Here is a 12,138-nt window from a genome sequence, read left to right as displayed (position 1 = left end):
TCAAAAGGTTCTGTTGCAACCAGAGGATACAGTAAAAATGGTTATTATTTTTCAAAATCATTATGGTTTACTACATCAAAGGGAAAAGCAACAGAAATCTACAACATGTATAAGGATAAAAATGCATCCAATTATGGAAACATTGAGTATTTTACGTTGCAAGGTGATTACATTGTGTATAAAAAACATGACATATATAGCAATGCCAAGCTGGTTCTTGTAAAAACGAACGGAAAGGGTGAGAGAGTTATATATTCAGCACCTTCAGTAAGCGGCTGGTAAATCAGAGATTATCCTGAAAATGCATAAGAAAGGCTACTCCTTAGAACAGATCATGGATGTAACCGAAATGAGTAAAACTGAAATCAAGGCAATCATAGGATAAGAACATAAGCAGAACAGATAACATGTATATTTTAGTATTAAAGAATAGTTTTATAGTGAAGGCATAAGTAAGCAGGACCGGTATTATATGACGTGGTATAATACCGGTCCTTTTTGCCAGAAAATCATTGACAAAGAACCTTTTCAGGTCCTATAATTTTGCCTAGCATTTTAGTAGGTTATTTAGGAGAGATAGACATGTTAACACAGTTTTCCCGGACAGAATTGTTGCTTGGTAAAGAAGCAATGGACAAATTGGCAAATTCAAAAGTAGCGGTATTCGGCGTTGGAGGCGTTGGCGGTTATGTGTGCGAGGCTCTGGCACGAAGCGGTGTCGGTTCATTTGATCTGATCGACGATGACAAGGTATGCCTGACAAATCTGAACCGCCAGATCATTGCCACCAGAAAGTCTGTGGGGAAATATAAAACAGATGTTATGAAAGAACGGATTCTGGACATAAATCCGGATGCTAAGGTCGAGATGCACAAATGCTTTTTCCTGCCGGAAAATGCAGATGAATTTCCATTTGACTCCTATGATTATGTTGTAGATGCAGTAGATACGGTTACAGCTAAGATTGAGCTGGTGCTCCAGTCACAGAAAAAAGGAGTGCCGATCATCAGCAGTATGGGCGCAGGAAACAAGCTGGATGGCAGTATGTTTCAGGTAGCAGATATTTATAAGACAAAGGTATGTCCGCTTGCAAAGGTTATGCGCCGGGAACTTAAGAAGCGTGGCGTGAAAAAGTTAAAGGTTGTATATTCGGAAGAACAGCCGGTAAGACCACTTGAGGATATGTCGATCAGTTGCAGAACACAGTGTATCTGCCCTCCGGGAGCACAGCACAAATGTACAGAGCGGAGAGATATTCCGGGCAGTGTGGCGTTTGTACCATCTGTAGCAGGACTGATCATTGCAGGTGAAGTGGTAAAAGATTTGTGCAAAGAAGAAAGGCAGCGTGCATATGAGCATTACAATAGCGGAATTAAAGAATCGAGATAAAGACAGTTACCGGTTGATCGATATCCGGGATGCCATTGAGATCTCTCATGGGGCAGTGCCGGATGCGATTGCGGTTCCTGCGGAAGAAATAGAGACAAGCAGCGAGGTGGATAAGGACAAGCTGCTTGTTATTTTCTGTGCGAGAGGCGTAGTCAGCATTGATGTAGCGGAGCATTTGAAAGAAAAAGGATATCAGGCGGAGAGTCTGGAAGGCGGTTATGCTGCATGGCTGTTGGATGTTATGAGCAAGCCGGAGGAGCAGAACAAGGCGAAGGATGTTGAGCTGAGCCTGCGTAAGAAATTCAAGAAAAGCATTTGGTCAAAGTTCACCAAGGCGATCAACACATATGAGCTGGTGAAGCCGGGAGATAAGATCGCAGTATGTATTTCCGGTGGTAAGGATTCCATGCTGATGGCGAAATGTTTTCAGGAATTGAAGCTGCATAACAAATTTGAATTTGAAGTTAAGTTTCTGGTTATGGATCCCGGTTACAGTGAGGCGAACCGGAAGGTTATAGAAGAAAATGCAAAAAGTCTGAATATCCCGATCACGATATTTGAATCGGATATATTTGAATCGGTGTTTACGGTAGAGAAGTCACCATGTTATCTGTGTGCACGAATGAGACGCGGACATTTGTATCATTTTGCACAGGAGCTTGGCTGTAATAAGATTGCACTTGGTCATCACTATGATGATGTAATTGAAACCATATTGATGGGTATGCTGTATGGTGCACAGGTGCAGACGATGATGCCGAAGCTTCACAGCACGAATTTTGAAGGGATGGAACTGATCCGACCGTTATATCTGGTGCGTGAGGATGATATCAAGGCATGGAGGGACTATAATGGTCTGCATTTTATCCAGTGTGCATGCAAATTCACGGACACCTGTACGACTTGTAATAACGAGAACCGTTCGAAGCGTGTTGAGATCAAGGAGCTGATTCAGACTTTGAAGCAGGTAAATCCTTATGTGGAAGGAAATATTTTCAAGAGTGTGGAAAATGTAAATCTGGACACGGTTGTTGCATGGAAGCAGCACGGAGAGAAGCATCATTTTCTGGATGCATATGACAGGAAAAATATCTGTACAGAAAATGATTCAAAGGAATAATGTAACTATTTGACAATAAACAAGATAGGAAGAGGGAATACAAATGAAAAGCAGACAAATCAGAAGTTCACTCCTGTTAGTTCTTACGGCATTTATTTGGGGAACCGCCTTTGTGGCACAGAGTAAAGGCGGACAGGCACTTGGACCATTTTCTTTTAATTGTATACGAAGTCTGGTTGGAAGTGTAGTGTTGCTTCCGGTGATCAGGTTACTTGATAAAATTAATCCAAGTAATAAGAAGCCAAAGACAGCGGCAGAACGGAGACTGTTATGGATCGGTGGTTTGTGCTGCGGAATGGCATTGTTCTTTGCAAGCTCGGCACAGCAGCTTGGTCTGTATTATGGCACTCCGGCAGGTAAGGCCGGTTTTCTAACGGCTTGCTATATTCTGCTGGTTCCGATCCTTGGTTTGTTTTTAAAGAAAAAATATGGTTGGAATATCTGGCTTGGAATGGTGATCACGATTGTAGGACTTTATCTTTTATGTATGACAGCGGGGGCGCTATCATTTCAGAACAGTGATCTCTTTGTATTGCTCTGTGCATTTTTGTTTGCTATACATATTCTGGTGATCGATCATTTTTCACCATTGGTTGATGGTGTACGGATGTCCTGTATCCAGTTCCTGGTTGCCGGGGTACTCAGTGCATTCCCGATGTTCTTTTCAGAGATGGGACATTCGGCAGCAGGAATAGTAGCATGGCTTTCACAGTTACAGTCATGGGATGCATGGGTTGCAATTCTGTATGCCGGTGTGATGTCGAGCGGTGTTGCTTATACCTTGCAGATTATTGCACAGAATGGACTGAATCCGACGCTGGCATCTATGATCATGAGTCTGGAATCTGTATTTTCAGTACTTGCCGGCTGGGTGATCCTCGGTGAGGTGTTGACCGCCCGCCAGCTCCTTGGCTGCCTGTTGATCTTTATTGCGATTATCTTCGCACAGATCCCAGTAGGGGCGAAGAAAGAAGCATAAAACAATTTTAGTAACATTAAAAATATGCGCGCCGGCTTATCACTATATTTTATGGAGCAGACCTATTTGAACGTCGGTCCTTAACGAGTCACCAATAGGTGACGAGTTTAGTACCGCTACGTGAAAATAGAACGAGAGTGTTCTGCGCAATAAAGATATAGTGATAAGCCAGCGCGCATATTTTTTAGATAAAATCAATATATTATTTCTTCTTCTTTTCTTTCAGAATCTTCTTAATGGAATATTTCTCTAACGAATCCTCAAATATCTCACGGAGTGGTCGGGCATTTTTCATAGCAAGGAAGAAATGTGATTTTTCCTTACGGAGCTCAGCTTCCTCTAACAGATGCTGTTTGAGTTCGTCAATCTTAACGACGATTTCATATTCGGCAGCCAGCTTACGTATCTTAACGATAAGGTTGAAGGAGTAAACGATATCAATCAGGAACACGCCGTAGAAGAATCCGATAAAGAATGAAAATGCGAGGTTTCTGGATAACCAGTCAAGTGCTGATAAAACATGTGGATGGATCAGCAGGTAGTAGGTCGCGCCGAGAACTGCCCAGAAGAATGAAAACAGTGGACAGATGATTCCCTGAATATTGCCCCATCGGTCTGTGTAGTCCCATAGTTTTACATTCATTCCCTTAATGAAGATCAATCCGGTGATGTATTCGATCACGGTCATAGCGATCGCCATAAATACAAATAAAACAATCTTCTCAATGATTGGATGTTCATCCAGAAATGACAGGTTAATAGATGCTAACATATACAAGACGCATAGTCCTGATCCATATAGCGGAAGGTAAGGACCGACCAGAAAGCCGGGATTTACCCATTTCTTTGTTGTTCGACCATTTGGAGAACAGAATCTGCGGAAGAACAATTCAATCACCCATCCGATCAGACTTCCGATAAAAAATAAAAACAATAATACAAGAGCTTTATTCATAATATTTCAACCTTTCTGATTTATATTTTTCCATAGAATTATGGCTTTTTTTTCATTGATACAAATTGTGACATATCGCGGTCATAAAGTCAATAAATTAAATGTGCTCAGGCTTTTTGTGCTGAAATAGATGGTAATCTTTCTCAATATGCGGTATACTTACTGTGCATTCTTTAACAAAAAGTGAAAACATAACAGACAAAGGAGAAAATTGTCATGAATATAAAAGAGATGCAGGATGAAATAATGAGAATAAAGAAGGAAAAGGATATTTGTATTCTTGCACATGCCTACCAGAGCCATGATATCTGGGAAGTAGCTGACTATGTAGGAGATTCCTTTGGCCTTGCACAGAGAGCAGCGGAAGCACCTCAAAAGATTATGATCATGTGTGGTGTGCGTTTTATGGCAGAGACTGTAAAACTGTTATCACCGGAAAAGACAGTATACCTGCCGGAGCCGGATGCCGGATGCCCGATGGCAGACCAGATCGACTATGATCTGTTAGCTGCCCTTCGTGAGAGGAATCCGGATTATACAGTTGTAGCATATGTGAATACTACAACAGAAGTAAAGACGTTGAGTGATGTCTGTGTTACATCTTCTTCGGCAGTAAAGATCGTGAAGAATATGCCGGAAAAGGATATCTTATTTATTCCTGACTGTAATCTCGGTTCATGGGTAAAAAAGCAGGTACCGGAAAAGAATATTAAGCTGGTGTCGGGCGGCTGTCCGACACATGTCAGAGTAACCGTAAAAGATGTAGAGAAAGCAAAAGCAGCTCATCCAAATGCATTACTTCTGGTACATCCGGAATGTTTAAAGGAAGTAACGGAGCTTGCAGACTATGCCGGAAGTACAACCGGAATTATGGATTATGCAGCAAAGAGTGATGCAAAAGAATTCATTATCGGTACGGAGAACAGTATCGTGTCACACCTTCAGCTTGCACACCCGGAGAAGCGTTTTTATGCATTGTCTAAGGATTGTGTATGTCACAACATGAAGATGACGACACTTGGTGATGTCTATAACTGCGTGGTAAATGGTGAGGGCGAGAGCATTACCCTTACAGAGGAGACAATGCAGAAAGCCAGAAAGAGCATCGATGCGATGCTGCGCCTTGGCTAGGGCTGACGAATAATATATAACTGAAAGCACGACCGTATCGTATGTAAAACACACGGAGCTACCCTTGTTTCGATTGGTTTTTATATGCACGGGATTTCGGACACGATAAAATCGTTGTGCCCTCCATCCCGGCATAAAAACATCGAAACTCGGTCGCTTCCGTTATGGTTTTATCATACGATACGGTCGTGCTTTATTATATATTATTCTGGTGGTTGGAGGAGCTAAAGATAAATAGCAGGAAAAAATGCGAAACGCAGGCGTTTTCGCAACATTTTCCTGCTATTTTGTTTATTATACAATATGGTGATCTGCCCGAGAGACCAGTTTACATAATCTGATATCTGGTATTTGCATATGTGACATATTAATATGGTCAGTTTGGATATAAAAAAAAGTTTAAAATTGAATATTTTAATATGGTCAGATAATTTTATAATAAATCCTAGCAGGTTTGTAGTGAATCTGTTCGTGATTTTGAGTAGTGATATTCAAGGATGAATATGTTACAGATAAATACACACATCAAATGAAAAAAGGAGTTACGATTATGGCAAACAGACAGTATGAATTAAACAAAGAATTGGCACAGATGTTAAAGGGTGGCGTTATCATGGATGTAACAACACCGGAGCAGGCAAAGATTGCAGAGGCAGCAGGTGCTTGTGCAGTTATGGCACTGGAGCGTATTCCTGCTGACATCAGAGCAGCAGGTGGTGTATCAAGAATGAGTGATCCTAAGATGATCAAAGGTATTCAGGATGCAGTATCTATCCCTGTTATGGCAAAGTGCCGTATCGGACATTTTGTAGAAGCTCAGCTTCTTGAAGCAATCGAGATCGATTACATTGATGAGAGTGAAGTTCTTTCACCTGCTGATGATGTATATCACATCGACAAGACAAAGTTCAAAGTACCATTTGTATGTGGTGCTAAGGATCTCGGCGAGGCACTTCGTAGAATCAATGAAGGTGCATCCATGATCCGTACAAAGGGTGAACCCGGTACAGGTGATGTTGTTCAGGCGGTAAGACATATGAGAATGATGAACAGCGAGATCGCACGTATTTCTTCTATGCGTGAAGATGAATTATATGATGCAGCAAAGGTTCTTCAGGTTCCATATGACCTTGTATTATATGTACATGAGCACAAGCGCCTTCCGGTTGTAAACTTCGCAGCAGGCGGTGTTGCTACACCGGCAGACGCAGCTCTTATGATGCAGCTTGGTGCTGAAGGCGTATTCGTTGGATCCGGTATCTTCAAGTCAGGAAATCCGGAGAAGCGTGCAAATGCCATCGTTAAGGCTGTTACAAACTTCACAGATGCAAAACTGATCGCTGAATTATCAGAGGATCTTGGTGAAGCTATGGTTGGTATCAATGAGAGCGAGATCGAACTCCTTATGGCTGAGCGTGGTAAGTAAAATATCAGACAGACAAATAGATGCGGATATCGTAATGATGGATGATCGACATAAGCGAAAGGATGAACAGACACGATGAAGATAGCAGTATTAGCGGTTCAGGGCGCATTTATCGAACACGAGAAAATGTTAGAGAGCCTTGGAGCAGAAACAATAGAACTCAGACAGAAAAGTGATCTGGAACAGGATTTTGACGGTATCGTTTTGCCGGGTGGCGAAAGCACTGTTCAGGGTAAGCTGTTAAAAGAGCTTGATATGTATGATGCATTAAAAGAAAAGATCGAACAGGGCATGCCGGTTCTTGCAACCTGTGCGGGACTGATCCTTCTTGCAGAGGAACTGTCCAATGATGATAAACGTCATTTTGCGACCCTTCCGGTCTGCGTAAAGAGAAATGCATATGGCAGACAGCTTGGAAGCTTTCATTATGATGGCGAGATCAAAGGTCTTGGAGTATATCCGATGGAATTTATCCGTGCACCATATATCGAGAGTGTAAAGCCGGGTGTTGAGGTATTAGCCGAGGTAGATGGTCACATTGTAGCGGTAAAATATCAGAACCAGATCGCACTGGCATTCCATCCGGAGCTTTCCGATGATACCCGCATTCATCAGATGTTCTTAGACATGATCAAATAAGGACAATAAAAGTAAACAATAAGATAACGGTATTTATTATTGAGCAGGTTGACTGTACGATAATAAATACCGTTTTTTATTGTTCATATATAAGAACTATGTGATATCCCGCCCTGTGCCTGTCCTTATAGAAATGCCGTGCTGCGTTTTCTACTCACTGCACATGTTGAATGCGTAAATACTCCTGTGCTAACTCGCCTTCGGCTCAAACAAGCACCCGTATTTACTAACATGTGCAGTTCATAACGAAATCCTCGCAATGGCATTTCTATAAGGACAGGCACAGGGCGGGATGCCATAGAGTTTTTGTCTATCTATAGAGTGTAAAAAACTTGCATAATGCTTTCTTCCCACATATAATATTTTATAACTATGGTATCGCAAGGTGGGTTGTGATGCCGGCAGGAATAATGTGAAGGGCGGTTTGCTATGCTGACATATGCACTGGAAAATCGAGGAACAGATACGTTATATGAATATCTGTACAAGCAGATCAAAACAGATATTTTGTCTAAGAAGCTTGTAGCAGGGGAACGTTTGCCATCGAAGCGTCTGCTTGCAAAAAATCTGAATGTCAGCACGATCACCGTGGAAAATGCATACAGTCAGTTGGTTGCCGAAGGATATATATATTCGATTCCGAAAAGCGGTTATTATGTTACGGACATTTCGGCAGATCTGATGAAGCCGTTGCCGGAGCGACCGGCGAAGCAATTTGAAAAGCCGAAAGAAAAGAAAACATATTTTGCGGATTTTGCCAGTAACTCAACGGTAGAGGATGCGTTTCCATTCAGCATCTGGTCAAAGCTTTTAAAAGAAGTGATGGCGGAAAACAGCAAAGAGCTGATGTCCAGATCACCGTCCAAGGGTGTCTATGAGCTGCGAAGCGCGGTAGCAGGCTATCTGTATCAGTTCCGTGGTATGGATGTGAAGCCGGAGCAGGTTATCATAGGAGCCGGAACAGAATATCTCTATGGTCTTATCATTCAGCTGCTTGGCTATGACAAATGTTATGCGGTCGAAGATCCGGGGTATCAGAAGATATCGAGGATCTATCAGGCACAGAATGTATGCTGTAAATTTGTGGCAATGGATGAAAATGGGATCAATATGGAGGCTCTGGAAGAATCTGGTGCAGATGTACTTCATATTTCACCGGCGCATCATTTTCCGACCGGACTGGTAACACCTGTCAGCAGGAGATATGAATTGTTATCTTGGGCATCCAGAAAGGACAACCGCTATATCATCGAAGATGAATATGACAGTGAATTTCGACTGGTTGGCAAGCCGGTACCTACACTTGAAAGTATCGATGTGGGCGAAAAGGTCATCTATATCAACACATTTTCCAAGAGCCTTTCCTCTACGATCCGTATCAGTTATATGGTTCTTCCGGAGAGTTTGATGCGGCGATATGATGAGATGCTCAGCTTTTATGCATGTACGGTGTCAAATATCGAGCAATATACACTTGCAAGATTTATCACCGATGGTTGTCTGGAAAAACACATTAACCGCATGCGTAATTATTACAGAGAACAGCGGGATCTGGTGCTTGCATGCATTAAAAAATATATGAATCCGGACAAGATTCGTATTCGCGAAGAGAATTCAGGGCTGCATTTCCTGTTGGAGATTGATACGAATTACAGTGATGAGCGGTTGCGGAATAATGCCGAAGCGAGAGATATTCATATTTCATTTCTCAGCCAGTATTATAGAAATACCGAAAATGCCAGATATCATACACTGGTCATTAATTATTCCGGTATCATGCCGGAGCATATAGAAGAAGCAGTCAGAAGATTGATTGAAAGTATCGAATAAAGAGTGTGCGGATGTTAATATAAGAAACCATATAAGGAGGAATCATATGAAGATATCGTTTGATACAATCGCAGAATCAGCGATCGAGAATTTTAAAGGGGGAGAAGGAACATTCCATGTGCATATGTTTCAGGATATGAATAACAAGATCATGAAGGGCAGACTTGTGCCTGGTTCATCAATCGGAACACATATGCATGAGACAAACAGTGAAATCATTTACGTACTTTCTGGTGTTGGAACGATGGAGTATGAGGACACCAAAGAGAAGCTGTATCCGGGCGACTGCCATTATTGTCCGCAGGGAGCGACCCACAGCCTGTCAAATGAAGGCAGCGAAGACCTCATATTCTTCGCCGTAGTACCTGAACACGAGCACTAGAGTCGTACGCTTCGCATAATCACTAATGCCTGTATATATATCTTTATTCCGCAGAACACTTTCGTTCTATCCTACTCTGTGTAACTTCGAACTAACCTCGGCAAAGCCTTGCTAAGGTCTCAGTTATCACGTAGCGGTACTAAACTCCTCACCTTACGGTGATTCGTTAAGGACCGACGTTCCGGGTAGGTCTGCTGCATAAAATATATATACAGGCATTTATGATTATACGAAACTGTGTGTGGCTATCCAGTATCAATTTTCAGATGGGGCATACTATTATGAAGCAAGCCTGTCCGAATGTCAGTACTTAGGTAGCGTATTTTGCTACCTTATGTACTGATACATGAGGATAGAACGAGAGTGTCTTGCGGAATAATAGGTATGCCCCATCTGAAAATGTCACTGTACAGCCACCACCTCACACACTGTGAGGACGTTGCCGTTGATGTGGAAGCGCACGTCGAAGCCTGCGAAGGCGACGCCATATCTGCGGTCGGGATCGTGCTGGTAGCCGGGACGCGGATCTTCTGCAAGAATGCCGATCAAGGCAGGACGCTTGGCTTCCGGGATCATTGCCAGAAGCTCCGGCGGAAAGATGACATCCAGTTTTTCCGTATGAAGGTGTTCGGTAAAACCGCCGGTGGCATCCGGGTGGCAGTCCGTATATGGAATATAAGGTTTGATATCATATACAGGAGTACCATTTAAAAGATCGACACCGGAGATATGCAGGATCGGACCATAGTCATCGGTATATTCAATTCCTGTCAATTTTACAGAAGACAGACCTATATTATTTGGGCGGAACGGCGATCTGGTCGCGAATACGCCCATTCTTTTATTGCCGCCAAGTTTTGGCGGCTTTACTGTTGCACTCCAGTTCTCCCGTTTGGCTTTATGGAATTCCCACAGGATCCAGATGTGGGAGAAATCCTCCAGCCCCCGGAAGGCTTCCGGTTGCCTGTATTCCGGCAGAAAAACGACCGTTCCGGTCAGTTCATCCACCAGACCGCTCTGTCTGGGAATTCCGAATTTTTCCTGAAAATCTGTATATACATGTCCGATGATATTCATATCGTTCTTTTCTTTATCCTTTCGTAAAACGAAATTGTATCTGCTGTTCATAGTAACATGAATATTTTTTATTTTCCATAGAAACTCATAAAGTGCTTTTCTTCATAATTTTACATTTCTTCCGTTTACACAAAGTTTTTACTTTTCCTTTACTTTGGGATGGTGATGTATTTTACATAGATGCCGTATGATAATCCTGCGATCCGGAAAAGGGCGCGCGATCCGGTTTCGCAATTTACATAATTTTGAATGGATCAGAAAGATGAACGATTCTGAGTCCAGAGAGTCAATTGGAGGAAAATTAAAATGAAAAAAGGAAATAAGATTTTAGCGGTAACATTAAGTGCAGCACTTGTGGCAGGATGCCTTGCAGGATGTGGAAGTAAAGGTGGTTCAGATTCCAAGAGTGGAAGTTTTGATACATCACAGGAGATCTCAGTTGTATCCAGAGAGGAAGGCTCAGGTACAAGAGGCGCATTTGTGGAACTGACCGGTGTAGAAGAAAAGGACGCAGATGGAAATAAAGTTGATAAGACAACTACGAGCGCGATTACAGCAAACAGTACAGAAGTAGTTCTCACCACAGTTGCAGGAGACGATTATTCGATCGGTTATATCTCACTCGGAGCATTAAATGATACAGTAAAGGCAGTTAAGATCGGCGGCGTTGAAGCAACAGCAGATAATATCAACAACGGTACATACACATTATCAAGACCATTCAACATTGTAACAAAGGGTCAGGTAAGTGATGTAGCACAGGATTTTATCAACTATATTATGAGTGAAGATGGACAGAAGATCGTATCAAGCAATGGTTGCATCGAGATTGCAAATTCAGGAGCATTTAAGTCTTCAGGAGCAACTGGTAAAATCGTAATTGCCGGATCATCATCTGTAACTCCTGTTATGGAGAAATTAACAGAGGCATATAAGGCAGTGAACAGTGGTGCGGATATCGAGCTTCAGGAATCTGATTCAACAACAGGTATTACAGCAGCGGCAGATGGTACATGTGATATCGGTATGGCATCCAGAGAACTGAAGGATAGCGAGACAGGTGAAGGACTTACAGCTACTGTAATCGCAATGGATGGTATCGCAGTTATTGTAAATAAGAATAACCCTGCAACTGATTTAACTACCGATCAGGTAAAATCAATCTTTACAGGAGAAGCAGCAACCTGGGCAGATGTCAAATAGTAAGGAG

General features: G+C 42.3%; 11 protein-coding genes and 1 pseudogene. 10 read left to right on the top strand and 2 right to left on the bottom strand.

The genetic code is table 11. The features are described from left to right. The 4 genes and pseudogenes from GT641_RS12210 to GT641_RS12195 form a co-directional block, all read left to right on the top strand. A pseudogene (locus GT641_RS12210) lies at nt 1-282 on the top strand (hypothetical protein); the annotation flags it as partial. 300 nt (nt 283-582) lie between these two features. Then, nucleotides 583-1,389 (top strand): tRNA threonylcarbamoyladenosine dehydratase, encoded by an 807-nt coding sequence (locus GT641_RS12205; protein WP_117785637.1) that lies wholly within the window; start codon nt 583-585, stop codon nt 1,387-1,389. Beyond that, a complete protein-coding gene (locus GT641_RS12200; RefSeq protein WP_117807435.1) occupies nt 1,352-2,509 on the top strand; it encodes an ATP-binding protein in 1,158 nt (385 codons plus the stop codon). Before GT641_RS12205 ends, GT641_RS12200 begins: the two co-directional genes overlap by 38 nt. Before the next feature lie 43 nt (nt 2,510-2,552). After that, nucleotides 2,553-3,488: a DMT family transporter gene (locus GT641_RS12195; protein WP_161117682.1), complete on the top strand. Its 936-nt coding sequence runs from the start codon at nt 2,553-2,555 to the stop codon at nt 3,486-3,488. Nucleotides 3,489-3,690: 202 nt separating this feature from the next. Here GT641_RS12195 and GT641_RS12190 read toward each other — a convergent pair whose 3' ends face one another. After that, nucleotides 3,691-4,443 carry a putative ABC transporter permease gene (locus GT641_RS12190; protein ID WP_008402776.1) on the bottom strand — a complete coding sequence of 251 codons (753 nt, stop codon included), beginning with the start codon at nt 4,441-4,443 and terminating at the stop codon, nt 3,691-3,693. A gap of 216 nt (nt 4,444-4,659) precedes the next feature. Between GT641_RS12190 and nadA the strand changes: the two genes are divergently transcribed. From nadA to GT641_RS12165, 5 genes are all read left to right on the top strand, one after another. After that, a complete protein-coding gene (gene nadA / locus GT641_RS12185) occupies nt 4,660-5,574 on the top strand; it encodes a quinolinate synthase NadA (protein ID WP_161117681.1) in 915 nt (304 codons plus the stop codon). Between the two features lie 550 nt (nt 5,575-6,124). Continuing rightward, complete coding sequence (gene pdxS / locus GT641_RS12180) at nt 6,125-7,000, top strand: pyridoxal 5'-phosphate synthase lyase subunit PdxS (protein ID WP_021944999.1); 876 nt, start codon at nt 6,125-6,127, stop codon at nt 6,998-7,000. A gap of 75 nt (nt 7,001-7,075) precedes the next feature. Beyond that, complete coding sequence (gene pdxT, locus GT641_RS12175) at nt 7,076-7,639, top strand: pyridoxal 5'-phosphate synthase glutaminase subunit PdxT (protein WP_008402772.1); 564 nt, start codon at nt 7,076-7,078, stop codon at nt 7,637-7,639. A gap of 429 nt (nt 7,640-8,068) precedes the next feature. Further along, complete coding sequence (locus tag GT641_RS12170) at nt 8,069-9,469, top strand: PLP-dependent aminotransferase family protein (RefSeq protein WP_008402771.1); 1,401 nt, start codon at nt 8,069-8,071, stop codon at nt 9,467-9,469. 46 nt (nt 9,470-9,515) lie between these two features. Continuing rightward, nucleotides 9,516-9,851: a cupin domain-containing protein gene (locus GT641_RS12165; RefSeq protein ID WP_161117680.1), complete on the top strand. Its 336-nt coding sequence runs from the start codon at nt 9,516-9,518 to the stop codon at nt 9,849-9,851. Between the two features lie 402 nt (nt 9,852-10,253). Here GT641_RS12165 and tsaA read toward each other — a convergent pair whose 3' ends face one another. Beyond that, a complete protein-coding gene (gene tsaA, locus GT641_RS12160) occupies nt 10,254-10,928 on the bottom strand; it encodes a tRNA (N6-threonylcarbamoyladenosine(37)-N6)-methyltransferase TrmO (RefSeq protein ID WP_243143766.1) in 675 nt (224 codons plus the stop codon). Nucleotides 10,929-11,234: 306 nt separating this feature from the next. Here tsaA and GT641_RS12155 point away from each other — a divergent pair, with 306 nt between their 5' ends. Then, nucleotides 11,235-12,131, top strand: a complete 897-nt coding sequence (locus GT641_RS12155) for a substrate-binding domain-containing protein (protein ID WP_161117678.1) — start codon at nt 11,235-11,237, stop codon at nt 12,129-12,131. Nucleotides 12,132-12,138 lie beyond the last annotated feature (7 nt).

Source organism: Clostridium sp. BIOML-A1 (assembly GCF_009874105.1).
Taxonomy (GTDB): Bacteria; Bacillota; Clostridia; order Lachnospirales; family Lachnospiraceae; genus Coprococcus.
Note: the sequence above shows the minus strand (reverse complement) of the source record. Positions and strands in the feature narration are given on the sequence as shown.

Coding starts and splice junctions, on each gene's coding strand:
- GT641_RS12205 (WP_117785637.1), top strand. CDS start 583: ATGTTAACACAGTTTTCCCGGACAGAATTGTTGCTTGGTAAAGAAGCA.
- GT641_RS12200 (WP_117807435.1), top strand. CDS start 1,352: ATGAGCATTACAATAGCGGAATTAAAGAATCGAGATAAAGACAGTTAC.
- GT641_RS12195 (WP_161117682.1), top strand. CDS start 2,553: ATGAAAAGCAGACAAATCAGAAGTTCACTCCTGTTAGTTCTTACGGCA.
- GT641_RS12190 (WP_008402776.1), bottom strand. CDS start 4,443: ATGAATAAAGCTCTTGTATTATTGTTTTTATTTTTTATCGGAAGTCTG.
- nadA (WP_161117681.1), top strand. CDS start 4,660: ATGAATATAAAAGAGATGCAGGATGAAATAATGAGAATAAAGAAGGAA.
- pdxS (WP_021944999.1), top strand. CDS start 6,125: ATGGCAAACAGACAGTATGAATTAAACAAAGAATTGGCACAGATGTTA.
- pdxT (WP_008402772.1), top strand. CDS start 7,076: ATGAAGATAGCAGTATTAGCGGTTCAGGGCGCATTTATCGAACACGAG.
- GT641_RS12170 (WP_008402771.1), top strand. CDS start 8,069: ATGCTGACATATGCACTGGAAAATCGAGGAACAGATACGTTATATGAA.
- GT641_RS12165 (WP_161117680.1), top strand. CDS start 9,516: ATGAAGATATCGTTTGATACAATCGCAGAATCAGCGATCGAGAATTTT.
- tsaA (WP_243143766.1), bottom strand. CDS start 10,928: ATGAATATCATCGGACATGTATATACAGATTTTCAGGAAAAATTCGGA.
- GT641_RS12155 (WP_161117678.1), top strand. CDS start 11,235: ATGAAAAAAGGAAATAAGATTTTAGCGGTAACATTAAGTGCAGCACTT.